This window comes from Paragemmobacter kunshanensis, assembly GCF_011059185.1.
Classification (GTDB): Bacteria; Pseudomonadota; Alphaproteobacteria; order Rhodobacterales; family Rhodobacteraceae; genus Paragemmobacter; species Paragemmobacter kunshanensis.
This window is the reverse complement of sequence record NZ_JAALFE010000003.1, coordinates 16,028-40,850: the sequence shown is the minus strand read 5'-3', so window position 1 is coordinate 40,850 and position 24,823 is coordinate 16,028. Positions and strand designations below refer to the sequence as shown.

Sequence of the window (24,823 nt, the reverse complement as noted above, 5' to 3'; positions counted from 1 at the left end):
AAGATGGCCATGACCCCGGTTCCGACAAGCAACGGCAATCCGATCGTCGCCCAGATGCGCGGCGCGGTCAGCCAGGTGATGCGCATGGGCAACCAGCCCGCGCTGCGCCGCGCGATGCCCGCGATCCTGATCCTTTCGGTGGCGGTGCTGGCGGTGGGCGGCTGGCTGATCCTGCGGGAACCCGCGCGGATGGTGCTGTTCCCCGGGCTGGCCGAGGCCGACAAGGCGCGCGTCATGGATGCGCTGGGATCGGCCGGGATCGACGCCACGGTGGACAGCGCGACCGGGCAGGTTGAGGTGCCCTCGGCCGATTATCACAGGGCGCGGATGCAGCTTGCCGCGCAGGGCTTGCCGCAATCGCTGCCCGATGGGGATGCGGTGCTGACGGAACTGCCAATGGGGGCGAGCCGGTCTGTGGAAGGGGCGCGGCTGAAACAGGCGCAGGAGCTGGATCTGGCGCGGTCGATCACCGAGATTTCGGCGGTGGCGCAGGCGCGGGTGCATCTGGCGCTGCCCGAGAAATCGGCCTTCCTGCGCGACATGCAGCCCCCCAAGGCATCGGTCTTTCTGCAGCTGGCGCCCGGGCGGGCGCTGGAGGCATCGCAGGTGGAGGCCATCGTGAACCTGGTGTCCACCTCGGTGCCCGGCATGGCGCGGGGCGATGTGACGGTGGTGGATCAGATGGGGCGGCTTCTGTCGCGCGGATCGGACGATCCGGCGGCGCAGGTTTCGGACCGGCAGTTGCAGCACCGTCTTGAGGTGGAGAAGCTCTATCGCGAACGGATCGAGGCGCTGCTGACGCCGATTGCCGGGCCGGGGAACCTGTCGGTGCAGGTGACGGTGGACATGGATTTCACGCAAAGCCAGATCACCGAGGAGCGGGTCGATCCGGCGGCAACGGCGCTGCGGTCCGAACAATCGGAACTGGTGGAAAGCAGCGAGCCGCAGGCGCGGGGGATCCCGGGCGCGGTGGCCAATGCGCCGCCGAACCAGGCCGATCTGGTGCCTGCGGGCGAGGCGACGGGGGCCAAGCCCCTGGCCGGGCAGATCACCAACCGGTCGAGCGGATCGACGAAGAACTATGAGGTGAGCCGCACGGTCGAGACGACACAGCCCGCGACGGCGCAGATCACCCGGATCAGCGCGGCCATCCTGATGCGCGCCATGCCGCCCGCGACGCCCGCGGAAGAGGGCGCGCCGCCCGCGCCGCTGCTGCCCGATGACCTGCGCGCCGATATCGAGAAGCTGGCGCAGGGCGCCATCGGCTTTGACGCGGAACGCGGCGACACGATCACCATCACGGCGCAACCCTTCATGGACATGGTGGTGGTCGATACGCCGACCGACTGGTCGTGGTTGCCCGAAGCCTCGCGCCAACTCGCGCTGATCGCGCTGATCGGGATCATCGCGCTGGGCGTGATCCGCCCGCTTCTGAGCCGGGTGAGCCTGGCCGGGGATGCGGCGGGCGGCAACGGGCCGGTGCAGCTTGGCGGGGTGGCGGGTGTCGAGGTGACGGCGGGCGACAGTCTGGATGACGTGACGGCCCGGCTGGAGGCGCGGCGATCCAAGCTGACCAGCGCCGCGCTGGGCGCCAATGTGACGCGCGAGGAAAAGTTCGCCGTGCTGCGCCAGATCGTGGCCGAGGATCCGGGGCGGATCGCCTCGGTCCTGCAGAAGATGATGAAGGACGAAGTGGACGCCGCGCCGCGCGGCTGAGGCGGCGGCATCGCCCGCGCCCGAGGACCAAACGACAGACCGACGTGAAAGGAGCATCGCCATGCCCGCCCCCCGCCCTGCCCCGACCCCCGCCCCTGCCCCGCCTGCCGCGCTGTCGCGGCTGACGCCGGTGCAGCGCGCGGCGGTGCTGATGATGCTGTTCGGGGAACGCGGCGCGGCATCGGTGCTGCGCAACCTGACCCCGGCCGAGGTGCAGCATCTGGGCGCGGCGATGTATTCGGTGGGGGATGTGGACCAGCTGACGCTGGAGCATGTGGTGGAGGAATTCCTGATCGGGCTGAACCAGGAAACCGGGCTGAACCATGGCGCGCCGGTCTATATCCGGTCGGTGATGACCGAGGCGCTGGGCGAGGACAAGGCGCAGTCGATCATCAGCCGGATCAACCCGTCTTCGGCCGAGCGGCCTATCGAAATCCTCGACTGGATGGACGCGCGGTCGATTTCCGAGCTGATCGTGGACGAGCATCCGCAGATCATCGCGCTGGTGGTGGCCTGCCTTGATTATGCGCTGGCGGCGGATGTGCTGTCGCTGCTGCCCGAAGAGCATCAGCCCGACATCATCCGCCGCATCGCGGACCTGACCTCGATCCAGCCCGAGGCGCTGCGCGATCTGGAACAGGTGATGCAGCGCAAGTTCAAGGCATCGGCCACGACCCGCGCCAGCCAGATCGGCGGCGTTAAGGCGGCGGCGCGGATCATGAACTTTACCCGCACCGCGATGGAACAGCGGATCATGCGCGAGGTGCGGAAAGAGGACAAGGATCTGATGCAGTCGATCATGGACAACATGTTCGTCTTCGACAATCTGGAACAGTCGGACGAACGGTCGCTGCAGACACTGTTGCGCAATGTGGACAACGAGCAGTTGGTGCTGGCGCTGAAGGGCACGAGCGAGGGGCTGCGCGACAAGCTTCTGGGCTGCATGTCAAGCCGGGCGGCGGCGAACCTGCGCGACGAGATGGAAGCGCTTGGGCCGGTGCGGCTGACGGATGTGCAGGAGGCGCAGAAGGCCATCGTGGCCACGGCGCGGCGGCTGTCGGACGAAGGCACGATCGTGCTGGCGGGCCGCGGCGGCGAGCAGATGGTGTAAGCCATGGCTGGCGCAGAGGATGCCCCCCGCATGGGGCCTGCCGAGGTGATGGCGCTGATCCGGGCTTCGGCGCAGAAGGGGTTCACCGGCGCGGCCCCGCGCACGCCCGCCGATGCCGTCTTTCGCCGCGCCCGGCTGGACGAGGTGCGCCGCGTCGATCCCGAGGCGGGGGTGCTGCTGGAGGACGGGGTGACGGAGGTGCTGCCCGCGGCAGGGATGGCCGCGGCGGAGATCGAGGTGCTGGCACCCGATCCGGCCGAGACCGCGCCCGCCGCGCAGGTGGAGGATCCGGCGCGACGCCTGGCCGAGGCGCGCAGCGAGGGCTATGCCGCAGGTCGGGCGGATGGGCTGGAGGAAGGGCTGGAAGCGGGCCGCGCCGAGGCGCGGGCCGAGGCCGAGGCGGCGCTGGGACCGGCGCGGGCGGCCTTTCTGGCCGCCGCCGCCGCGCTTTCGGGCGGGGCGGATCTGGCCGAGGATCTGGCCGAGGTGATCGCGGGCGCGGTGCGCCGCCTTGCGGCAGAGCGGGCCGGGCAGATGATCGACGCGCTGCCCGCGGCCTTTGCCGCGCGGATCGAGGCGATGGCGGACCGCGTGGCGCAGGGGGTGAGGGCGGTGTCGATCCGGCTGAACCCCGATGATCTGGCCGCGATCCTGCCGCATCTGGAGGGCTGCGAGGTGATCGCGGCCGCCAGCCTGCAGGGCGATCCGCGCCTGGCGCGAGGCGATGTCGATATCCGGTCGGATGGCATCCGGCTGGCCGATCTGCTGGAGGTGGGGGCATGAGCCTGATCGAACGCATCGGCACGGGCATCGCCCGGCGGACCGAGGCGCGGGGCGCGCTGATCGAGGGGCGGGTGCTGCGCTATGACGGGCTGATCCTTGAGGCGACGGGGTTTCCCGCCAGCCCCGGCACGCTGTGCGAGATCGCCACGGAAAGCGGCGATGCCGTGCAGGGCGAAGTGATCGGTTTCGCGCGCGGCCATGTGCTGATGTTCCTGAACCAGCCCGGGGCGGGGATCATCGCGGGGGCAAGGGTGCGGGTGATGGATGGCGGGCAGATGGCCGAGGTGGGCGAGGCGCTGCTGGGCCGGGTGGTGGATGCCGAAGGGCATCCGCTGGACGGGGGGGCGGTGCCGCTCTGCTCTGAACGCTGGCCGCTGGCGGGGCGGTTGATGAACCCGCTGGCGCGGACGCCGGTGGACCGGCCGCTGGATGTGGGCGTGCGGATCATCAACGCCGCCCTGACCGTGGGGCGCGGGCAGCGCGTGGGGATCATCGCGGGGTCGGGCGTCGGGAAATCGGTGCTGATGGAGATGATGGCCCGCTATACCGAGGCCGATGTCATCGTGGTGGGCCTGATCGGCGAGCGCGCGCGCGAGGTGGGGGCCTTTGTGCGATCGGTGATGCAGGGCGAGGCGGCAAAGCGCATCTGCATGGTGGCCGTGCCTGCCGACCGCTCCCCCCTGCTGCGCCTGCGCGCGGCGCGGCGGGCAACCGCGATTGCCGAACATTTCCGCGCCAAGGGCAAGCAGGTGCTGCTGATCATGGACAGCCTGACGCGCGTCGCCCATGCCCAGCGCGAGATCGGGCTGGCACTGGGCGAACAGCCGACGGCGAAGGGTTATCCGCCATCGGTTGTCTCGCTGATCCCGGGGCTGATCGAGCGGACGGGGGCGGGGCTGCCGGGCGAAGGCGCGATCACGGCGATCTATACGGTGCTGGCGGATGGCGACGACACCACGAACGACCCGGTGGTGGATACGGCGCGGGCCATTCTGGACGGGCATTTCGTGCTGAGCCGCCGTCAGACGCAGATGGGCGTCTATCCGGCGATCGACCTGCCGCAATCGGCCAGCCGGGTGATGGGTGACATCACCGATGGCCCGCACCGCGCCGCGGCGCAGAAGCTGCGGCGGATGATCACGCTTTACATGGACAATCGCGACCTGATGCTGATGGGGGGTTACATGCCGGGACAGGATCCCGATCTGGACGAGGCGATCCGGCTGTGGCCGCAGGTGACGGCGCTGATCCGGCAGGGCGCGCATGAACCTTCGGATTTCGCCGCAAGCCGTGAGGCGCTGCTGGCGCTTGCCGGAGGTGCGGCATGAGCGGGGCATCGCGGACCCTGGGCCTGATGGCCCTGCGCGAAAAGGCGCGGATCGCGGTCACCCTGGCCGATCTGCGGACGGTGGCCCAGCAGAAGGCCGAGGCGGAGCGCATGGTGGAGCGGCTGAACGAGGCGCTGTCGCGGCAGGGCAAGCCGGGGGGCGTGCGGCTGGCGACGGAGATCGCGGCAGAGCGCCACATGGCGGCGCAGATCCTGTCGGAGGTGGAGCGGCACCGCGCCCGGCAAGAGGCGCTGGAAACCCGGCTGACCGAGGAACAGGCGCGGCTGTCGCAGCAGGAACACCGCCACCAGACGCTGATGGAAAAGGCCGGTTCCGCCCGGAAAACCGAGGCAGAGGAAAAGCTTGCCCTGCGTGAGGCGGCAATGCCGCCACGCCGCCGCTAGTTGGCACCGGATTTGCAAGCAAGCCCGCGAGTAACCCAATTCGAGCCGAGGACCGATCCCAGATGACCCTGCCCGAACCCATCCAGAGCCCCCGCGCGGCCCGTGGCGACGTGATCGCCGCGATGATCGGTGCCGCAGGCGGTGCCCCGGGTGCCACCAAGGCCGAAGGCGGGCCGGTGGGCGATTTCGCCCTGACGCTGGCCGATGCCATGGGGGCCGAGGGGGCCGGGGAGGCGGGGAACGAGGCGCTGATCGCCGGGGCTGTTGCGCTGGACGAGGCGATGCCCGGCGCGGCCGAGGTAAGCGGCGTGGTGCTGGAGGATCTGGGCCAGCTGGCGGCGCTGATGCCTGCGACGACCGCGGCGATGAGCGGCGCGGTGACCGAGGCGGACCTGGCCGGAACGGCGGCCCCCGAACAGGCCGCCCCGCCCCCCGGTGCCGCGCTGCAGGCAGCGCTGGCGGGAATGGGCGATGCCGCCACCCCGGCCGAGGCAGAGGGCGAGAGCGCCGATGCCGCAGGCCCCGAAGCCGAAACGGAAGATACGGACGAAGCCGAGGTAGACCTGCAGCTTGTGTTGGCGGCCCCTCTGACGGAAGCGCCCGCCCCGGTGGCCGCCCTGCCGCAGGGCGAAGGGGAAAAGGCCATTGCTGCCGCGGTTTCCGTGGCCGTGGCAGGCGGCCTCGCGCAGCCCATGATGCAGCAGCAGGCCACGCGCCCCGCAGCGCCCCTGCCCGGCGGGCCGCTGGCCGCCTTGCAGGGCGAGGAGACAGGGGAATGGGCCGAGGGACTGCCCGTCGAGGCGACGGAGGGGCCCGTCACCGCCGAGGAGACGGCACGCCGCCGCGAGGCGCTGGGGCTGACGCCCGCGGCAGGGGCGGTGGCGGAGCCTGCCGCGCGGCAGGCGGGTGGTGAGCGTCCGACCCCTGCCCCCGCGGAAGCCATCACTCCCGCCGCGGGCCAGACCGCACCCTTGCCACAGCAGGCCCCGGCCATGGCCGGTCCGGCCCAGCCGACCCAAGCCGCGGCCTTTGCCGCGCAGGCCCCGATCGCCACCGACAGGCCGGGCTGGGAGGGCGCGATTGCCGACCGGATCGCCGCCGAGCTTTCGGGGGACGGTCAGCAGATCGACCTCGACCTTGCGCCCGAGCATCTGGGGCGGCTGAAGATCCGGCTGGACATGACCGACGGTCAGGCGCAGGTGCGCTTTGTCACCGAGACGCCGGAAGCGGCGCGGTTGTTGCAGCAGAACGAACACCGCCTGTCGGAATCGCTGTCCCGTGCGGGGCTGTCGCTGGGCGGGCAGGAAACAACGAGCCGCGATCCGCAGGGCGATCCTTCGGCGCGGGGGGGCAAGGCCGGGGGTCTTGTCGTTGAGCGGCCCGCAGAGGCCCGGACCGGCACCCTGGCGGGCGGCCTGAGCGGCGGCCCGGCCGGCGCGGCGGCGCGCGGGCTGGTGAACCTGATTGCCTGAGGACATGATCCATGAGCGTTGAAACCGTCGATCCCATCGAAAAGCCCGGAAAGATGAAGAAGATCATCGGCCTGCTGGGCAAGCTGATCCTGGCCGTGCTGCTGGTCGGTGGCGGCTTTGCGGGGGGCTATGTCTATTTCGCGAACCCGCTGTCGCCGACGCAGGGCATGCTGCAGATGATCCAGCCGGAAGCGGCCGGTGCAGGCGGCGGCGCCCTTCCCGAGGGCGGGCTGGAAAGGGTGGCCAAGGAAGTGCCGGAGGAAGAGCTTTTCGTCACCTCCTACTTTACCTTTCCGGATGCGCTGACGTCCAACCTGAAGGATTCAAAGGCTTTTCTTCAGGTGCAGGTCGGCGTTTCGACGCAATATGACGCGCAGGTGATCACCAATGTGGAGACCCACAAGCTGGCGCTGCAATCCGACATGCTGGCGGTGATCGCGACCTTTACCGAAGAGGACCTGGCGGGGATGCCGGGGCGGGCGCGGCTGGCGGATGCGCTGAAGGACACGATCAACCAGAGACTGGTGAAGCTTGAGGGCTTTGGCGGGATCGAGGACGTGTTCTTTCCGTCCTTCATGATGCAGTAAGGGCCGGGATCATGGCCAGCACGCCACGCAAGCTTTCTGCCAATGAGGTGGCCGCCCTGGTGGGCGGGCTGATGGATACCACGGGCTTCGGCACTTCGGCCGACGGGGCGGAAGTTCGGCCCTATGTCTTTGGTTCCAATGACATTTCCATGATGGGCGATTATCACGCCCTGCGCATGATCAACGAACGCTTCTGCCGGATCGCGCGGTCTGTCTTTCTGCCCTTGCTGCGCATCCAGCCGCGGATTTCGGCCTTTCCGGCGGAAACGCGCAGCTTTGACGACTATCGCAACAGCCAGGACAATTTCGTTTCGCTGACCAATACCCGGATCGAGGAGTTGCGCGGGAACCACCTGATCGTGATCCCGCCGCCCTTCATCAGCCTGCTGACGGATGCCTATTACGGCGGGTCGATCCGCTATGTGAAAAGCGGGCGGAACGAGTTCACCTCGACCGAGCAGAGGGTGATCGAGATCGTCACCGACCGGCTGAACAACGCGCTGCAACTGGCCTGGCGCGACCTGATGCATCTGACATTCAGCGTCCAGAGCCGCGAGGAAAACATGCAGTTCGCGGCATTCGTGGATGGCGATGACATGATCGTCAACTGTTCCTTCATGGTTCAACTGCCCGACGCGGAGCCTGCGAGTTTCGATATTCTGTATCCGTTTCAGACACTTAAGCCGATTTCAAGCCAGCTCCGTTCGCGCACGCAATCGGATACGGTGGAAGATGACGCAAGCTGGCGCGAACGGTTGGAGCGGGCGGTTCTTTCGGTGCCGCTGGAGGTGCGCACGCGGCTGTGCGAGCCGGACATCGCGCTGCGGCATCTGGCCAATCTGAAGGAAGGGGATGTGATCCCCGCCAAGGTTTCGGACAAGGTGGAAGTGCTGATCGACGGCAAGCCTTTCTTCGAAGCGGTTCCGGGCGAGATCGCGGGCAAGGCCGCGCTGAGCGTCACCAGACAGATAAGGGGTTGAGAAACGATGAGCGAAGCGGTCAAGACCGGCCCCGAGGGGCTGCGCCTGTTGGAAAACATCGGGGTCAGGCTGACGGTGGAAGTTGGCCGGGCGGAACTGACGATCCGGGATTTGCTAAGGCTTTCAGAGGGTTCGGTGATCGAACTGGACCGGCTGGCGGGGGATCCGCTGGATGTTCTGGTGAATGGAACACTGATCGCCAAGGGCGAGGTGGTGATGGTGGGAGAGCGGTTCGGCATCCGCTTTGGCCAGATCATCGACCCGGAAAAGCGGGCGGAATCCGTCTGATCGGGCCAAAAGGGCGTGCCATGCCCGGTGCAGACAGCCGGTGCAGACGGCTGTGCATACGCTGTATGCACGCGGCCGGGAAAGCGGGGCGGGGCGGGGCGATCAGAGATCGCCCAGCGCATCCAGGATGATCTGATAGGATTTCTCGCCGACCTTGGGCACGAGACGCAGGTCGCGCACAAGCTGGCGGCGCGGCATGATGCGGACCTCTTCGAGATGGGTGTCGAAGAACGGATGTTGCAGCGCGCGTTCCGTGGGCAGGCCGTCGATGCGGCGGCGGTGGACCCAGTCTCGCAGGTTTCCGGACATGTTGCCCCCCCTTGGGCTTTGTTTCCTGTCCGGCAAAAGTGAAGCCATCCGCCGCCGAATGTTAGATCGCCAGAAGCATGGGCCTTGGTCGAAAGTCTGATCCGGGGGCGGGAGGGGGATGGGAAAAGTGCGATTTCGTTCCATCCGGCGGGCCGGGCGGCACGGGGCTTGCAGGGAAGGGGTGACGAAGCCCCTTGCCGGAGTGCCGATCCGTGGACGTGATCCGACCTGACCAGATCCTGACGCTTGCGCTGTTCATGGCCGTATTGGGCCTGGGCTGGCTGGTGGTGAAGCTGAACCGGGGCGGGCTGGCGCGCCGGATCGCGGGAAACCGGCGGATGGCGCTGGTGGAGGTGGCGGCGCTGTCGCCCACGGACCGGGCGATGATCCTGCGGGTGGATGGGCGCGAATTCCTGATCCTGCGCTGCCGGGGCGAGGCGCCGGTGCTGACCGCGCTGCCCGAGGGCGGGGCCCCTGCCCTGCCTGCGCAAGCGGCGGAGGGCGCGGCATGATGCGGCTGATCCTGACGCTTTTGCTCTTGTCGATGCCGGGGGTGGCCGTGGCGCAGGGCCTGCCTGCGCTGACGCTGACGGAAGGCGCGGATGGCGGGACGACCTATTCGCTGTCCTTGCAGATCGTCGCGCTGATGACGGCGCTGACGGTGCTGCCTTCGATCGTGCTGGGGATGACGGCCTTTACCCGGATCATCATCGTGCTGTCGATCCTGCGGCAGGCCCTTGGCACGCAGCAGACGCCGCCCAATCAGGTGCTGGTGGCGCTGGCGCTGTTCATGACGTTCTTCGTGATGCAACCCACGATGACGCGGTTTTATGACGAGGCGATGGGCCCCTATCTGGACGGGCAGTTGCCCGCCGATCAGGCGATCACCATCGGGACCGGGATCATCAAGGGGTTCATGATCGAGAATACCCGGGCGAACGACCTGATGATGTTCCAGCAGCTTGCCGGGGACGAGGCCTATGCGGAACAGGCGGATGTACCGCTTTCGGTGCTGCTGCCCGCCTTCATGACATCGGAGCTGAAGACGGCGTTCCAGATCGGGTTCCTGATCTTTCTGCCCTTTCTGGTGATCGACATGGTTGTCGCCTCGATCCTGATGGCGCTGGGGATGATGATGCTGTCGCCGATGCTGGTGTCATTGCCCATCAAGCTTTTGCTCTTCGTGCTGGTGGATGGCTGGGCGCTGACCGTGGGGTCGCTGGCGGCCACCTATGGCGTGGGGGGCTGAGATGGAATTCGACGCGAATATCAGCCATTTGCAGATGGCCTATTGGCATATCCTGATGGTGGCGGGGCCGGTTCTGGTGGTGGCGCTGGTGACGGGCCTGGTGATCGGGATCGTGCAGGCGGCGACCTCGATCAACGAGCAGACGCTGTCTTTTGTGCCGAAGCTGGCGATTTCCATGCTGACCATGGCGCTGGCATCGGGATTCATGCTGACGGTGATGACGGATTACTTCCAGACCATCTTCGAAGCGATCCGGGCGATACGCTGATGGGGGGAGAGGGCTTTCCGCTGCCGGGCATGGGGCTGACGGCCATTGTGGAATGGCTGGCTGTCTATCTGTTCGCCATGCTGCGGATCGGGGCGTTCCTTCTGGCCTCGCCGGCCTTTGGCGGGCGGTTCGTGCCGTTGCAGGTGCGGATCGTGGCGACGGGGGTGCTGGCGCTGCCGGTGATGGCGGGCGGGGTGGCGCTGCCGGGGCCGGCGGATCTGGCCGGGCTGCAGGCGGTGCCGCTGGTGCTGACGGAACTGGCGGTGGGGCTGGTGGGGGGGCTGGTGCTGACCATCCTCTTCGGGGCGGCCACGCTGGCGGGCGACCGGATCGCGGCGACGGCGGGCCTGGGTTTCGCCGCGCAATATGACCCGTCGGCGGGCGGGCAGACGCCGGTGGTGGCGCAACTGTTCGGGCTGTTCCTGACCATGGTGTTCTTTTCGGTGGACGGGCATCTGGCGGTGATCCGGATCGTGCTGGAAAGCTATGTGGTGCTGCCCCCGGGCGGCGGGATCGACCTGCCGCGCCTAGTGCAGGCGGGGCTGATCGCGGGCGGGCGGATGTTCGTGCTGGGGGCGGCGATGATGCTGCCGGTGGTGGCGGCGCTGCTTCTGCTGAACATGGCGGTGGGCGTGCTGACGCGATCCGCGCCGACGCTGAACATCTTTTCCTTTGGCTTTCCCGTGACGATGACGGTGACGCTGGTCCTGCTTTACCTGACGGCGCCGGGCCTGGCGACGGCGCTGGAGGACGTGGTCTTCGAAGGCGTGGGGATGCTGGAGGCGCTGTTGCTGGGGGGTGGCAATGGCTGAGGATGACGGCGCGGAAAAGTCACAGGAGCCGACGCAGAAGCGCAAGGATGACGCGCGCGAGGACGGGTCTGTCCTGACATCCAAGGAAGCGATGATCTTTGCCGGTTTCGCCGTGGGGACCGGGATGATGGCGCTGGCCCCGGCGGTGATGCCCGCGATGCTGCCGCGGTTCAGCGGCTACTTCGCGATGGGGCGGGTGGCGGATCTGGATGGCATCGTGGCGGCGCGGATCGGGACGGCCTTCTGGCAGGTGCTGGGCGTGGCGGTGGCGGTGGCGGTGCCGATGGTGATTGCCACCATCGCGGTGCAGATCGTGATGGGGGGGCTGCACTGGTCGCCCAAGGCGATGGGGTTCAAGGCCAGCCGGATCGACCCGCTGGCCGGGCTGAAGCGGATGTTTTCAGGCAATGCGCTGGTGGAACTGGGCAAGGCGGTGGCCAAGGTCGTGGTGCTGGGCGCGATTGCCTGGGGGATGGTGGGCGGGATGCTGCCCGTGCTGGACCGGCTATGGCAGTTGACCCCGGGCGCTGCGGCGGGGGTGATGGGATCGGCGGTGATGCGGCTGATGGCGGGGCTGGTGCTGGGGCTGGCGGCCATCGCGGCGATCGACGTGGCCTGGCAGGTGATCAAGCTGCGCAAGCAGTTGATGATGACGCTGCAGGAGGTGAAGGAAGAGAACAAGGAACAGAACGGATCGCCCGAGGTGAAGGGGCGGATGCGGCAGTTGCAGATGCAGGCGAGCCGCGAATCCTCGAAACGGCGGCGCGCGCTGGACGATGTGCCGCGCGCGACGGCGATCGTCACCAACCCCACGCATTTCGCGGTGGCGCTGCGCTATGTGCCGGGCGAGACGCGGGCGCCGGTGATCCTGGCGATGGGCAAGGGGCCGATGGCGCAGGAGATCATCGCGCGGGGCCGCAAGGTGGGGCTGGCGCCGGTGCAGATCCCGCTGCTGGCACGGGCGCTTTATTTCACCGGCGATATCGGGGCCGAGATCAACGAACAGCTTTACGCGGCTGTCGCGGCGGTGCTGGCGCATGTCTACCGGCTGGACCGGGGCGAGGGATCTTCGGTGCCGGATATCGAGGTGCCGCCCGAATTGCGGTTCGGCGAATTCGGGCAGCGTGAAGGATGAGGAATGGCATGACGAAACGGACGCAGAAAAGCACGGGCGAGATGATTTCGACCCTGGTCTTCGCCCTGGGCGGGCTGGTGCTGCTGGGGGCGGCGCTGGATCCCGGGTTCGGGATGATGGAGCGGCTAGCGATGGGGATCGGCGCGCTGGGCGGCTTTGCCGCGGCGGGGCGGTTCGGGATCGCGGCCATTCTGGCGCGGCGGCGGTGATGGCACGGGTCTTGCTGTGAAGAGGGGCAAACGCAAGGAGAGGGCCATGACGGGCGAGGCCGACGAAACCGATGAGGGCATCCGCCGCGCGCTGGATGCGGCGCAGGCGGCCAATGATGCCGCGCAGGACATGGCCGAGCTTTCGGCGGCGCATCGGGCCTTTGCCGAGGCGGTGATGCAGGGCCAGCGGCGCAACACGATGCTGGCCGCCGGGGCCGCCGTCGGGGCGGCGGTGGCGCTGGTGCTGGGCGGGCTGGTCTATTTCCGGTCGGTCGCGGATCTGCGGGATGCCGCGGCGGTGCAGGCCGATGCGGCGAAGCTGCTGGTCGAGGAGCTGAAGCTGATCGACGGGATCGGCGATACGGTGGCCGAGCAGCAGGCGGTGATGAAGACGGATCTGCTGGCGACGCTGGAGATGGTGAAGGACGAGGTGCGCCGCGCGGCCATGTCGGCCGCGGCGCCGGAACCCGCCCTGCCCGCCGCCGAGATGGAGGCGCAGATCGCGACGGCGATCCGCGACGGCGTGAAGGCCGATATGGAAACCATGCGCGACGAGATCCTGACGGCGCTGGCCGAGATGGAGATGGAGATGGTCGGCGGCGCGCCGGGAGAAATGGCCGAACTCCTTGCCGGGGTGAAGGCCCTGGTGGCGGCGGGGGGTGGCGGCGGCGGTGCGGCGGCGGCCGGAACGGCGCGGCCCGCGAAACCGAAGCCGAAACCCAAGCCCGCGGCGGCGGCCTCTTCGGAACCCGATCCCTTTACCTATCCTTGAATGGTGAGACATGGCACAGGACATCCCCCCGACCGAGACGATGGAGACCGCCCTTCGCCTGCGCGGCGATGGCCTGACGCCTGCCGGGCTGCGCCTTGGCCTGCGCGGGGGCGATGTGCTGGAGCGGATCAACGGCCTGCCCTTCCGGGGCAATGAGGCCGCGCTGCAGCAGCGTTTCGCGGCAGCGGCGGGGAAGCCGCAGGCGCTGGGCTTTCGGCGCGGGGCGGAAGAGATCCTGGTGCTGGCCGACCGGGCCGCGCTGGGGCGGTGGGAGAGCATCCCCTGCCCGCCCGCGGATGCGGCGGCAGAGGTGCATCGCATCGACCCGGCGGGATTGCAGAACTTTGAGGTGATGCGGTCGGGCGACGGGGTCTATGACATCTATCCGATGAAGCCTTCGGTGATGGCAATGATAGCACCGCCGCTCTGGCTGTTGCAGATGCGCCTTTGGGTGCAGGGGGCGACGCTGGTGGCGGGGCTGGTGGCCGCGGCGGTGGTGACGCCCTGGCTGGCGGCGGCGGTCTGGCTGGCGGCGGGGGTCTGGGTGCGGGATTCGGCCAATGCCTTTCTGCGGATGGACAGGCTGGGGCGGGGGCTGGGCTTTGCCGCGGTGATCGCCGCGCGGAACGAGGCGGAGGCGCATCGCAAGCATCTTGTCGCGCAGCCCGGCGACCGCAACCTGTTTGCCACCGAACCGCGCCGCGCCGAGCAGGCGGCCTGAGAGGCCGCCCCCCCTGACCGGACAAGAGAAAAGGCCCGCAGGATGCGGGCCTTTTCGGTGCCGTGAGCGGGAGACCTGACGTCCCGTTCCGGAAAGCTAGATCTGCGAGACGATGGCGCGGCGGCGGCGATCGACGGAGGAGGGGATGCGCAGCTGGTCGCGGTATTTGGCGACGGTGCGGCGGGCGAGTTGCACCCCGTCCTCGGCCCCGATGACGCGGGCGATGTGATCGTCGGACAGGGGCTCTTCGGGGTTTTCGGCGGCGATCATCTTCTGGATGCGGTGGCGCACGGCGGCGGCGGAGCCGGCCTCGCCCGCATCGCCATCGCGGCTGGCCAGGGCGGCACTGAAAAAGGCTTTCAGCGGGAAGGTGCCCTGCGGCGTGGCCATCAGGATGCCCGAGCAGACGCGGGAGACGGTGCTTTCATGCACGCCGATCGCCTCGGCCACTTCGCGCAGGACCATGGGGCGCATGCGCGAGGCGCCCTGTTCCAGGAATTCGGTCTGGCGGCGGACGACTTCGGCCCCGACCTTGAGGGTGGTCTGGTTGCGGTGTTCCACGGCGCGCGACAGCCAGCGGGCCACGGAAAGGCGTTCGGAGACATAGGCATTCGCCTCGACCCGGCGGGTGGAGAGGCGGCGCGCCTCGCCTTCGCGGACGACGACGGTGGGCAGGGTGGAGCGGTTGAGATCGACGCGCCAGCCATCGGCGCCGCGCGTCACGATCAGATCGGGGGCGCGCTGCGGCAGGGGAGAGGCGTCGAAGGTGGCGCCCGGCTTGGGGTTGAAGCTGCGGATCTGGCGCAGCATCGCCTTCAGATCCTCCATCCCGACATTGCAGGCGCGGCAGAGGCCGCGCAGATCGGCCTGGGCCAGCATCGGCAGATTGTCGAGCAGCGCGGCAAAGGCGGGCGTGAGCAGGCCCTGATCGGCGGCCTGCAGGCGCAGGCATTCGGAAAGGTTGCGGGCGAAGAGCCCGGCAGGTTCCACGCCTTGCAGCTTTTTCAGCAGCGCCTCTGCTTCGTCTTCGGAAACGAACAGGCGTTCGGCAATGGCGGAAAGCGGCTGGCCAAGCCAGCCCGAGGGTTCCAGCGCATCGAGGAAGGCCTCGGCCATCAGGGATTCCTGCGGGGAAAGGGAGAGGCGCGCGACTTCGGCGGCGGCATGGGCATAGAGCGAGGGGCCGGGATCGGCGGCAAGCTGGCCCAGCCGATCCCAATCGCCTTCGCCCGAGCGCAGCTGCGAGGGAAGGGTCAGGTCGCGGGTGCTGCGCGGCTGGGCGGCGCGGGAGCCGAGATCGAGGAAGGGGTTCTCTTCCGCCTGGGATTCGATGAAGGATTGCAGGTCGGTATTGCCCATTTGCAGAAGCTGGATCGCCTGCTGAAGCTGGGCGGTGACAACAACGGATTGGCGTTGGCCGATGGATTGTGCGGTGAAAAGCTGCATGGTCAATAACTCCTTGCAGGGACATTGACCGATGCCCGCGGGGCCTTGCAAAATTTCCGTTTGACACCCCTAAAACGGCCGAAAGCCGACTTTCCGGCTTTTTTGACACCTTGTAAGCCATTGAAAATAAAAGATACCCCCGGTTCGGATGGACCGGGGGTATCCTTTTGTCTGTCAGGAAATCGTCAGCCGCGGAGCAGACTCAGGACGTTCTGCTTGGACGAGTTGGCCTGGGCGAGCATCGCGGTCGCGGCCTGGCTGAGGATCTGGCCGCGGGCGAGGTTCGTCGATTCCTTGGCGAAGTCGGCATCCACGACCTGCGAGCGGGCGGTCTGAACCGAAACCGAGATGTTGGTCAGGTTCGAGATCGTCGAGTCGAGGCGGTTGGACTGGGCACCGAGGTTACCGCGCGCCTGGCTGATCTTCTGCAGGGCGACGTCGATCACGCCGATGGCCTTGGCCGCGTTTTCGGCGGTGGACAGGTCGATATTGGCGACCGAGGACAGTTCGGCATCCTTGGCACGATCCGAGAAGAAGCCAACCTCGGTGACCGTCGCGGTGGCGGCAACGTCGGCGTTCGACGTGTTGACCGAGAAGGTCTGGGTCGAGGTGAAGGTGACTTCGCCAGTGACGGTGGCCGAGGTGCGGACATCCGCCGCGGTTGCGGTATCGTGGTCGAGGACGACCGCGGCACCGACCGCCGTGCCTTCGCTGTCAAGCGCCGTCACGGAGAGGTTCGGTTCCGAACCGACAGCCGCGCCGGAGTTGGTGGCGGTGAAGCCGGTGATGGCGATGTTGGCGCCGGTCGAGTTCGTCAGGATGATCTCGCCGTTGTCGTCGCCCATCGAGGCGGTGACGCCGGTTTTCGTCGTCTGGCTGTTGATGGCGTCGCGCAGCGAGCGCAGGTCATCCACATCGCCGATGGCGACGGTGCCGATGGAGGTGCCGTTGACCGAGAAGCTGACCATGCCCTCATCCGTCAGGCCCGAGAGGCGCGCCTTGGTGGTGGCGGTGGCCTCGACCCCGGTCTGGGCGGATTTGGAGTTCACTTCGGCCGCGAGTTCCGAGGCCGACATGGTGGCCGTCGCCGAGATGGTGGTGGAGCCGGCGAAGCCCGAGATGGCGAGCGTCTGCGCGCCGCGGGTGCCTGCCGGGGTGGTGGCGTTGTCGGCGATGGAGACGTTCGACTTCACCTTGTAGGCGCCGATATCGGTGGCGGCGGTGGAGTCGATCGAGATCGAAAGGGTCTGGCCCGCATCGGCACCGATCTGGAACTGCTTGCCGTTGAAGGAGCCGTCCATGACCTTCATGCCGTTGAAGGTGGTGTTTTCGGCAACGCGGTTGATTTCCGCGACCAGCTGGCGGGCTTCTGCCGTGATGTTGCCGCGGTCAGAGCCGGTGTTCGTGTCGTTGGCCGACTGCACGGCCAGTTCGCGGACGCGCTGCAGCATGTTCGAGACTTCGACATGCGCGCTTTCCGTCGTGTCGAGCAGGTTCTTGCCGTCCGAGGCGTTGCGGATGGCCTGGTTGATGCCCATCACCTGCGAGGTCATCTTTTCGGCGATGGCCATGCCGGCCGCATCGTCCTTGGCTGCGTTGATCCGCAGGCCCGAGGACAGGCGGGTCATCGCGGTGTTGAAGTCGTCGTTCACCTTGGTCATGTTCGCCTGGGCGGCGATGGCACCGATATTCGTATTGATCGTCGTCATGGTTTCAGCCTCCTGAATTTCCCATCGCGCCGTTGTTGCGCTCGGGAATGACAACGGCGCTATCCGGAGATGTTTAGCGAGAGGGGCGAGAATCCCGAAAATCGCCAGGTCCGGGGGGATCGCGAAGCCCTGTCGTAAAAGAATCCGTGCGTATATGCGCGAAGGGGTATCAGTGGCGGCTTTCGATCCGTTCTAGGGGCCAGACGTGGAATTTCCGGAGCTGCCCCCATGGATATCGCAACGCTTGTCGGTCTGATCGGTGCGATCGTGATGATCATCGGTTCGATGATCTTTGCAGGTGGCGTGATGCCCTTTGTCGACATTCCGTCTGTGGTCATCGTGTTCGGGGGGACCTTCTTCATCGTGATGATGAAGATGCCGATGGGGGTGTTCGTCGGCCATTTCAAGGCGCTGGGGAAGGCGTTCAAGCCTTCGGTATTCGACATGTCCAAGGTCGTGGAGCGGATGGTGGAACTTTCCACCGTGGCGCGGAAGGACGGGATGATGGCGCTGGAGGGGCAGCAGGTGCCGGACCGGTTCTTCGAGCGCGGGTTGCAGATGCTGATCGACGGGTCGGACGAGGCCAAGCTGGTGAAGGCCATGAAGCAGGAGATCAAGGCGATGAAGTCGCGCCATGAAGGCGTGCATAGCGCCATCAAGGCCTGGATCGACTTTGGCCCCGCCATGGGGATGGTGGGCACGCTGATCGGGCTGGTGCTGATGCTGGGCAACATGAGCGACCCGAAATCCATCGGCCCGGCCATGGCGGTGGCGCTGCTGACCACGCTTTACGGCGCGCTGATCGCCAATGTGCTGTTCGGGCCGATCCTGGCCAAGCTGGAGGGATACAGCGCGGACGAGGTGGCCTATCGCGAGTTGGTGATCGAGGGTCTGCGCGGGATCGCGCGGGGCGACAGCCCGCGCAATGTGCAGGAGCAGATGGTGACCGTGCTGCCGCCCAAGGAGCAGGCGCGGCTGATGGCCGCGTAAGGGGGGTGGGGGATGGCCAGTTCCGCCAAGGTCACGCTGCTGCGGCCGCCGCCGCCCGTTGTCGAGGATGACGATGACGACGACGCCCCGCCCTGCCCACCGGTGGGCGCGCCGGCCTGGCTTGCGACATTTGCCGATATCGCCACCAATCTGATGGCCTTCTTCGTGCTGATCCTGGGTTTCGCGAAGTTCGACGAGGTGAGCTTCAAGAAGATGGCCGGTTCCATGCGCGAGACATTCGGCACGCAGATGGTGGCGCCGTTGCTGCAACACCCCGAGGCTGGCACGATCCTTGAAATGAACTTCAAGCCGCAGGGGATGCCCCCTGACACGGTAAACGGCGAAGAGCCGCCGACCGGGGATGAAGGCAAGTGGGACGGCAAGGACGGCGCGGACGAGGCGCGGTCACCGGAAGAGAAGGCGGCGGCAGCGGCGGCGGATGCCGCGGCCGAGGCATTGATGGAGGCGCTGGCCTCGGGGCAGTTGACGGTGGAACAGGGCGATCAGAGCGTGACGGTGAAGCTGCCCGAAGGGGCGGGCCAGCCGAGTGCTGCGGAAGTCGCCGAGATGCTGGCCTCGCTTGCCGGGCCGGGGGCAGAGGCGCCGAAGGGCGCGGAGCAGGGCCAGAAGACGGGTGCAGAGACGGGCGATGCCACGGGCAACGATCCCAAGCAGCAGGTCGCGGCCCCCGACGAGCCTGCCGAGGATGGCAGCGGCGAGGCCGCGCCGGGCCAGGGCGGTGAGGGCGGCACCTCGCAGGGCCGCGCGACAAGCCCGGGCTTTGCCGAGGCGAAGCTGAGCGTGGCGCTGCGCGACCAGGCGGCGCAGGGCCTTGTCGAGGTGGAGCGGCGCGACGGGGCGGTCTTCGTGACCGTGGGGGCGGGCGGCGCCTTTGGTTCGGGCTCGGCTGACCTGACGGCCGAGGCGGAAGAGATCCTGCGCCAGATCGCGGGAACGGCCCTGAGCCCGGATGCGAAGATCACCGTGACGGGCCATACCGATGACGTGCCGCTGTCGGCATCGCCTTTCGTGGACAATTTCGGGCTGGGGGCGGCGCGGGCCTCGTCCGTGGTGCGGGAACTGGTGGAGAGCGGCGCGGTGAACCCGGCGCAGATCACCGCCGTGTCGAAGGGGGAAACCGCGCCGGTGGCGGACAATGCGACCGAGGAAGGCCGCGAGAAGAACCGCCGGATCGAGATCGAGATCGACTATGGCACGCCGGGCGGCGCGCCGGGGACGGGACAGGATTAAACTTTGGCGGGATGACTGCCGTTAAGGTTGTGTAGGGAAAAAGGGCTGAGCGCATGGCCGTCGATGTCTTGACTTCGCTGAACAAGAACGGCTCGGGGTTGAACCTGCGGGAGCTGTCGACGACGCTTGCCACGGCGGAGACGGCCTCGCGGATCAAGGCGCAGAACAGCAAGGTGGAGACGGCGCAGCTTTCGATTTCGGCGCTGGGGCAGGTGCGATCGCAGCTGAACGAATTGTCGGCGGCGGTGACGGTGCTGCGGGAAAACCCGGTGCTGGCGGCGAAATCGGGCAATGCGGGCGTGGGCGTGACGATCACGGATCCGTCGAAGATCAGCAATACGACCATGTCGGTGGGGGTGGAGCAGCTGGCCACGCGGCAGGTTCTGGAATTCGCCGGGTTCACCACGCGCGATGCGCTGGTGGGGGCGGGGACGATGCAGATCGAGATCGGCGCCTGGTATGAGGATGCAGGCGGCAATCCGGCCTTTGCGGTGAACCCCGAAAGCACGGTGCGGACGCTGGACATTCCCTCGGGCGTGACGCTGGAGATGCTGGCCGAGACGCTGGACGGGCTGCCGGGCCTTTCGGCGCGGGTGCTGGACAAGGGGGACGGGACATTCTCGCTGGGTGTGGTGAGCGAGCCGGGCGCGGGATCGGCGCTGCGCTTTACCGTGAACGAGACGGTGGCAGGGCTGGGGGCCTTTGACACGACCGCGACGAACGAGACGGTGCAGATCCAGGGGGCGCAGGATGCGGTTCTGTCGGTGGACGGGATCGTGGTGTCGCGCCCGACGAACACGATCGACGACCTGATCCCCGGCGCGGTGCTGGACATCACCGCCCCCGCCGGGACGGAGACGACGATTTCCTTCAGCCGGGATGTTGAGACGGCGCGGGTGAACATGCAGGCGCTGGTGGAGCAGTTGAACCTGGCGCGGAAGGTGCTGACGGATCTGTCGGCGCGCGGCACGGCGGATACGACGGCGGGCGCGCTGGCGGGGGACCGGCTGATCGAGAAGCTGAAGACGGATCTGGCATCCCTGCTGTCGGGGCCGATCAGCGGCTTTGGCGCGGGATCGAAGCGGCTGTCGGATTTCGGGGTGGCCACCAATCGCGACGGATCGCTGCGGCTGGATGCGGTGCGGTTCGAGGCGGCCTTCACCGCCGATCCGGCGGCCTTCGACATGGTGTTTTCGAATAGGCTTTCGGCCTCGACCCCGGGGGTGGAGGTGAGCGGGACGCCCGGGCTGAACGCGAAGGGCGGCGGATACACTTTCATCCGCGATGCGGTGACGGGCGAGGCCACGCTGAACGGCGAGTCGATGCTGGGCCTGTCGGCGGGGGATGCGCGGACGCAATACATCCTGTTCAGCGGCGAGATGGCCGGGCTGCGGGTGACGGTGCCCGATGACCTGACATCGACCGAGGTGCGCTATGGCAAGAGTTTCCTGAGTTCGCTGGAGACGATGCTGAACACCGCGCTGTCGGGCGGGGCGAACAGCCTGAACGAGCGGGAAAGCCAGTTGAACGGCCGCGTCACCGAGGCGACGGACCAGATCACCGCGCTGGAGGCGCGCACGGCGCTGATCGAGAAGCGCTATCTGTCGCGCTTTACCGCGATGGAGACGGCGATTGCCGGGCTGAAAAGCACGGGCGCCTATCTGGATAACCTTGTGGCGCAGTGGAACAAGTCCAGCTGAGCCAGAGGCCGCGCGGGCGCGCGGCCTGGCCCGATCAGGCGACGAGACCGCGGCGGATGCCGAATTTCTTCATCTTTTCGATCAGCGTGGTGCGCCGCAGCCGCAGCGCATCGGCGGCCTGGGCGACATTGCCCTGACGCTTGTCCAGCGCGGCCTCGATCAGGGCCACTTCGATATCGCGGATATAGCCGCGCAGGTCGATGTCGTTCAGGCGGGACAGCGCATCGTGGAATTGCGAGGGATCGGGAAGATCGCCCTTTTCGGCCGGGGCGGGCGGTTCGGGGAGGGAGAAATCCTCATCCTCGGGCGCGGGCATTTCCATGCCGAGGAGGTTGTCGCGCACATGGCGCGCGGTGACCATGCGGCCCGGCAGCATGACGAAGGCGCGCATCAGGACGTTCTTCAATTCGCGGATATTGCCCGGCCAGGGATGGGCCGACAGGGCGCGCAGCGCGCCGAGATCGAAATGCGGGATTTCGGCGGCGGGATTGGCGGCGCTGTAGTCCTCGATCAGGCGGGCGAGGATGAGGGGGATATCGGCAGTGCGTTCGGCGAGGCTGGGCACCGAAAGCGGGAAGACCGAGATCCGGTAGAAGAGATCGGCGCGGAAGTCGCCCGCGGCGACAGCGGCATTCAGATCGCGGTGGGTGGCGGTGACGAGGCGGAAATCCACCATCTGTTCGGAGGTGCCGCCAAGGCGCTGGATCCGGCGGGTTTCGAGGACGCGCAGCAGCTTTGCCTGCAGGGCGAGGGGCATGTCGCCGATTTCGTCAAGAAAGAGCGTGCCGCCCGCCGCCTGTTCGATGCGGCCCGGGCGGGCCTTTTCGGCGCCGGTGAAGGCGCCCTTTTCATGGCCGAAGAGTTCGCTTTCCAGAAGCTCGGCCGGAATGGCGGCGCAGTTGACCGCGACCAGCGCCCCCGACCGGCCCGAGGCGCGGTGCAGCGCTTCGGCGACCAGTTCCTTGCCGGCCCCGGTGGGACCACGGACAAGCACGGCGGCATCGGAGACGGCAACGGCAGAGATCATCCGCTTGAGTTGGCGCATCGGGGCGGTTTCCCCGACGATCACGCGATCAATCAAATTCACCGGAACAGGAATGGCATGAGCAGAAATGTCACGAGCAATCCACTGAGTCGTCATAACTTATCTCCAACGGCACCTTGGGTTCACATGATAGGGAGTCGGGCTGCGATTCAACGCGATCACAGTCGGGTGAACGGGGGAGATTGGGATGGCGGACGCCCGTAGCGGTGGGAAGGCCCCATACTTTCGTATGTAGGGTTTCGCTTTACTTAACAATCACTTAAAAGCGCATAGATCGTTGGTTTATGGCATTTCCAGCAGGATCTGGCGCATCGCCTCGACCTCGGGCCAGCGGTGGCGCAGGCGGGGGGGCAGGTTTTCGGGCAAGGCGAGGCTGGTGCTGGCGGCGGCGATGACCATGGGCAGGTCGGGCGGCGCGGCGCGCTCAGTTCCGCGCCGGACAGGGCGGGCGGGAGGCGCGGTATCGGCAGAGGCCGTGACGGGGGTGTCTTCGGCGGCCATGTCTTCGGCTGCAGGATCGGTGGTGGCGGGGTCTTCCTCGCCGATGGCATCGAAGGGGGTTTCGCCTTCGAAGCCGTCGGCAGGCGGGGCGGAGGCCAGCGCCACGAGGGGCGAGCCGGAGCGGGCAAGGATGCCGTCAAGCTGCGCGGGGATGGCGACAAGAAGGACGCGCGCCTCGCCTTCGGGGGCGTCCTGGCCGGGTTCGACGGGGGAAAGTTCAAAGCTGTCGCGGGCGGCCATGACCTTGCGCAGATAGCGCTTGCCGCGTTCGGGATCGGTGGAGTGATAGGCGGAGGCTGCCACCTCCCACGATCCCAGACGGTTGTAGAGTTCCACCATGAAGCGGGCTGCGTAGCGGGTGTTGCGGGCGGGATCCATCATGTCTTCGGGGCTGGCGAAGCCCGCGGAATGCCATTTCCAGTTCAGCTGCATGCAGCCCACGTCGATATTGGTGACGCCATCGGCCACGGCCTGTTTCAGATAGGCGAGCGCCTCTTCGCGGGTATCGAAATACATCCCCTTGCCGCCCTGGTTCAGCGTCCAGGGCCAGGGGGCGATGCCGCCCTGGCCATCGCCGCGCCCGGCCTCGACCAGGGAAATGGCGGGAAGCAGGCCGTCGGGAAGCCCGGCCTCGGCCCCGGCTTCGGCCGCGAGGCGGGCGCAATCCTGCGCCACGGCAAGGCCGGGCAGGAGAAGGGCAAGCGAGAGGAGAAGCGCGCGCAGCATGCGGTGCTGTTGCAAGCCCCGGGCCAGTTGGGCGCGGATTCAGCGCATATAGTCGAAAAGGCTGGAGCCGTTGATCTTGACGAAGGTCTGCTGCGACGCCTGTTCGGTGAGGAGAAGCTGCTGCAGCTTCGTGATGGCGGCGGCGACGTCGAGATCCTGAAGATTGGCGATGGACTGATCCATGCGCAGCTTGCGATCGGCCAGCACGCCCGCGTGATCTTCGGCGAGGCGCCCAAGGGCGCCCACCTCGGCCCGCTGGGCGGCGGCGTGGGAGACGGCATCGCCGAAGAGGCCGACCATGTGGCTGGAGGACATGCGTTCGGTGCGCAGGACCACGCCCACGGCATTGGGAACGAAGGCATCGTCGAGGGCCACGAAGGAGGCCACAGGCTGGCGGCCCGCGGTGGGCTGGATGAAGTTGCTGACGGAGATGTCGCCACGGGATTCAAAGATCAGGCTTTCGCCATCATCGGCGATGCGGGCGGTGATGCCCGTGCCGGGGGTGGCGGCATTGACCGCATCGCGCAGGACGGCGGGGGTGCCGCGCATCACCTCGGCCGAGATCGTCGCGCTGCCGTCGGGGCCGGTGAGGGTGAAGGTGAGGTTGACCGGGTCGCGGGTGGCGGCGGGGGTGAAGAGGCCCTGGTTGGGAACGCGGTGATCGGGGCGCGAGGGTTGCAGCGGCAGGGAGAGGGTGGCGATCAGATCGTCGACCATGTCGAAGAGGCTGCGGGTTCCGTCATTGTCGGTGGGGACGGACATGAAGACCTCGGCCCCGTTGAGGCCGGTGGCGAGGGTGGCGGTTTCCGACATGCGCAGCGTGGGGCGGCCGCCATCACCGCGATAGACCACGCCCTGCGGCCCTTCGGCGAAGGGTTCGGCGCTGCCGAAGCCGGCAAAGAGCGGCAGGCCCATCGTATCACGGGCATTGGCCACGGTCTTGAGCGCGGTGCGCAGCGAGAGCGCCTCGGCCCGCAGGCCCGCGATGCCTTCTTCCGTCAGCGTGTCATTGGCGGCCTGGATCGAGATCTGCTGGAATTCGCGGACGATATTGCCCAGTTCCCCCATGGCGAGATCGGCCTGATCCAGCCGGTCGGTGGCGAGTTGGGAGTTTTCGGTGAAGCGGGCCACGGCGGCGCTTTGTTCGGTGACGACCGACAGCTTGGCCGCGCGCATCGGATCGGCCGAGGGGCGGGGATCGTTCTTGCCCGACGAGATCTGCGACTGGAGATCGGCCACCTCGGACGAGAGGCGGTTGAAATTCTCCATCGAGATCTTGCCGAAAAGGGCGTTGCCGATGCTGGCGGTCAT

26 protein-coding genes are annotated in these 24,823 nt (G+C 67.5%); 20 read left to right on the top strand and 6 right to left on the bottom strand.

From position 1 onward, the window contains the following. Positions 1-3 precede the first annotated feature (3 nt). From fliF to fliN, 9 genes are all read left to right on the top strand, one after another. Positions 4-1,716 carry a flagellar basal-body MS-ring/collar protein FliF gene (gene fliF, locus G5V65_RS04050; protein WP_165047293.1) on the top strand — a complete coding sequence of 571 codons (1,713 nt, stop codon included), beginning with the start codon at positions 4-6 and terminating at the stop codon, positions 1,714-1,716. A 61-nt stretch (positions 1,717-1,777) separates the two neighbouring features. Continuing rightward, positions 1,778-2,827: a flagellar motor switch protein FliG gene (gene fliG / locus G5V65_RS04045; protein WP_165047291.1), complete on the top strand. Its 1,050-nt coding sequence runs from the start codon at positions 1,778-1,780 to the stop codon at positions 2,825-2,827. 3 nt (positions 2,828-2,830) lie between these two features. Beyond that, positions 2,831-3,610 carry a FliH/SctL family protein gene (locus G5V65_RS04040; RefSeq protein WP_165047290.1) on the top strand — a complete coding sequence of 260 codons (780 nt, stop codon included), beginning with the start codon at positions 2,831-2,833 and terminating at the stop codon, positions 3,608-3,610. Continuing rightward, positions 3,607-4,938 carry a FliI/YscN family ATPase gene (locus tag G5V65_RS04035; protein ID WP_165047289.1) on the top strand — a complete coding sequence of 444 codons (1,332 nt, stop codon included), beginning with the start codon at positions 3,607-3,609 and terminating at the stop codon, positions 4,936-4,938. The genes G5V65_RS04040 and G5V65_RS04035 overlap by 4 nt, the downstream gene beginning before the upstream one ends. Beyond that, positions 4,935-5,342: a hypothetical protein gene (locus G5V65_RS04030; RefSeq protein WP_165047288.1), complete on the top strand. Its 408-nt coding sequence runs from the start codon at positions 4,935-4,937 to the stop codon at positions 5,340-5,342. Before G5V65_RS04035 ends, G5V65_RS04030 begins: the two co-directional genes overlap by 4 nt. Before the next feature lie 62 nt (positions 5,343-5,404). Next, complete coding sequence (locus G5V65_RS04025) at positions 5,405-6,814, top strand: flagellar hook-length control protein FliK (RefSeq protein ID WP_165047287.1); 1,410 nt, start codon at positions 5,405-5,407, stop codon at positions 6,812-6,814. Positions 6,815-6,825: 11 nt separating this feature from the next. Then, on the top strand, positions 6,826-7,401 hold the full coding sequence (locus tag G5V65_RS04020) for a flagellar basal body-associated FliL family protein (RefSeq protein WP_165047286.1): 576 nt from the start codon (positions 6,826-6,828) through the stop codon (positions 7,399-7,401). A gap of 11 nt (positions 7,402-7,412) precedes the next feature. Continuing rightward, the gene (fliM, locus tag G5V65_RS04015) at positions 7,413-8,381 is read left to right on the top strand and encodes a flagellar motor switch protein FliM (RefSeq protein ID WP_165047285.1); all 969 of its coding nucleotides are present in this window, start codon (positions 7,413-7,415) and stop codon (positions 8,379-8,381) included. A gap of 6 nt (positions 8,382-8,387) precedes the next feature. Beyond that, the gene (gene fliN, locus G5V65_RS04010; RefSeq protein ID WP_165047283.1) at positions 8,388-8,669 is read left to right on the top strand and encodes a flagellar motor switch protein FliN; all 282 of its coding nucleotides are present in this window, start codon (positions 8,388-8,390) and stop codon (positions 8,667-8,669) included. Between the two features lie 102 nt (positions 8,670-8,771). On the opposite strand, the gene G5V65_RS04005 is transcribed toward fliN, so the two are convergent. After that, positions 8,772-8,978, bottom strand: coding sequence for a hypothetical protein (locus G5V65_RS04005; protein ID WP_165047282.1), 207 nt, complete (start codon positions 8,976-8,978; stop codon positions 8,772-8,774). A gap of 212 nt (positions 8,979-9,190) precedes the next feature. Here G5V65_RS04005 and G5V65_RS04000 point away from each other — a divergent pair, with 212 nt between their 5' ends. Genes G5V65_RS04000 through G5V65_RS03965 form a run of 8 tightly spaced genes read left to right on the top strand, consistent with a single transcriptional unit; the run spans position 9,191 to position 14,144 of the window. After that, the gene (locus tag G5V65_RS04000; protein ID WP_165047281.1) at positions 9,191-9,490 is read left to right on the top strand and encodes a flagellar biosynthetic protein FliO; all 300 of its coding nucleotides are present in this window, start codon (positions 9,191-9,193) and stop codon (positions 9,488-9,490) included. After that, positions 9,487-10,227: a flagellar type III secretion system pore protein FliP gene (fliP, locus tag G5V65_RS03995; protein ID WP_165047280.1), complete on the top strand. Its 741-nt coding sequence runs from the start codon at positions 9,487-9,489 to the stop codon at positions 10,225-10,227. Before G5V65_RS04000 ends, fliP begins: the two co-directional genes overlap by 4 nt. 1 nt (position 10,228) lies before the next feature. Next, positions 10,229-10,495, top strand: coding sequence for a flagellar biosynthesis protein FliQ (gene fliQ, locus G5V65_RS03990; RefSeq protein ID WP_165047279.1), 267 nt, complete (start codon positions 10,229-10,231; stop codon positions 10,493-10,495). Then, positions 10,495-11,307, top strand: a complete 813-nt coding sequence (gene fliR, locus G5V65_RS03985; protein WP_241250429.1) for a flagellar biosynthetic protein FliR — start codon at positions 10,495-10,497, stop codon at positions 11,305-11,307. The genes fliQ and fliR overlap by 1 nt, the downstream gene beginning before the upstream one ends. Further along, positions 11,300-12,442 carry an EscU/YscU/HrcU family type III secretion system export apparatus switch protein gene (locus G5V65_RS03980; protein ID WP_165047278.1) on the top strand — a complete coding sequence of 381 codons (1,143 nt, stop codon included), beginning with the start codon at positions 11,300-11,302 and terminating at the stop codon, positions 12,440-12,442. Before fliR ends, G5V65_RS03980 begins: the two co-directional genes overlap by 8 nt. An 8-nt stretch (positions 12,443-12,450) precedes the next feature. Further along, positions 12,451-12,651: a hypothetical protein gene (locus tag G5V65_RS03975; RefSeq protein WP_165047277.1), complete on the top strand. Its 201-nt coding sequence runs from the start codon at positions 12,451-12,453 to the stop codon at positions 12,649-12,651. A gap of 46 nt (positions 12,652-12,697) precedes the next feature. Continuing rightward, complete coding sequence (locus G5V65_RS03970) at positions 12,698-13,423, top strand: hypothetical protein (RefSeq protein WP_165047276.1); 726 nt, start codon at positions 12,698-12,700, stop codon at positions 13,421-13,423. Between the two features lie 10 nt (positions 13,424-13,433). Next, complete coding sequence (locus G5V65_RS03965) at positions 13,434-14,144, top strand: hypothetical protein (RefSeq protein ID WP_165047275.1); 711 nt, start codon at positions 13,434-13,436, stop codon at positions 14,142-14,144. Positions 14,145-14,240: 96 nt separating this feature from the next. Here G5V65_RS03965 and rpoN read toward each other — a convergent pair whose 3' ends face one another. Together rpoN and G5V65_RS03955 are read right to left on the bottom strand one after the other, a co-directional pair. Then, a complete protein-coding gene (gene rpoN / locus G5V65_RS03960) occupies positions 14,241-15,590 on the bottom strand; it encodes an RNA polymerase factor sigma-54 (RefSeq protein ID WP_165047274.1) in 1,350 nt (449 codons plus the stop codon). A 185-nt stretch (positions 15,591-15,775) separates the two neighbouring features. Next, positions 15,776-17,299 (bottom strand): flagellin N-terminal helical domain-containing protein, encoded by a 1,524-nt coding sequence (locus G5V65_RS03955; RefSeq protein ID WP_165047273.1) that lies wholly within the window; start codon positions 17,297-17,299, stop codon positions 15,776-15,778. Positions 17,300-17,527: 228 nt separating this feature from the next. On the opposite strand from G5V65_RS03955, the gene G5V65_RS03950 reads away from it, so the two are divergent. From G5V65_RS03950 to fliD, 3 genes are read left to right on the top strand one after another with little or no spacing between them, the layout of a single operon-like run. Beyond that, complete coding sequence (locus G5V65_RS03950; RefSeq protein WP_165047272.1) at positions 17,528-18,289, top strand: motility protein A; 762 nt, start codon at positions 17,528-17,530, stop codon at positions 18,287-18,289. 12 nt (positions 18,290-18,301) lie between these two features. Further along, complete coding sequence (locus G5V65_RS03945; RefSeq protein WP_165047270.1) at positions 18,302-19,540, top strand: OmpA family protein; 1,239 nt, start codon at positions 18,302-18,304, stop codon at positions 19,538-19,540. A 53-nt stretch (positions 19,541-19,593) separates the two neighbouring features. Beyond that, the gene (gene fliD / locus G5V65_RS03940; RefSeq protein WP_165047269.1) at positions 19,594-21,240 is read left to right on the top strand and encodes a flagellar filament capping protein FliD; all 1,647 of its coding nucleotides are present in this window, start codon (positions 19,594-19,596) and stop codon (positions 21,238-21,240) included. 34 nt (positions 21,241-21,274) lie between these two features. Here the strand turns inward: fliD and G5V65_RS03935 are convergent, their stop codons facing one another. The 3 genes from G5V65_RS03935 to flgL all read right to left on the bottom strand — a co-directional run bounded on the left by G5V65_RS03935 (position 21,275) and on the right by flgL (position 24,823). Then, on the bottom strand, positions 21,275-22,327 hold the full coding sequence (locus tag G5V65_RS03935; protein ID WP_343162814.1) for a sigma-54 interaction domain-containing protein: 1,053 nt from the start codon (positions 22,325-22,327) through the stop codon (positions 21,275-21,277). Positions 22,328-22,567: 240 nt separating this feature from the next. Next, complete coding sequence (locus G5V65_RS03930) at positions 22,568-23,512, bottom strand: transglycosylase SLT domain-containing protein (RefSeq protein ID WP_165047265.1); 945 nt, start codon at positions 23,510-23,512, stop codon at positions 22,568-22,570. 39 nt (positions 23,513-23,551) lie between these two features. After that, positions 23,552-24,823 carry a flagellar hook-associated protein FlgL gene (gene flgL / locus G5V65_RS03925; RefSeq protein WP_165047263.1) on the bottom strand — a complete coding sequence of 424 codons (1,272 nt, stop codon included), beginning with the start codon at positions 24,821-24,823 and terminating at the stop codon, positions 23,552-23,554.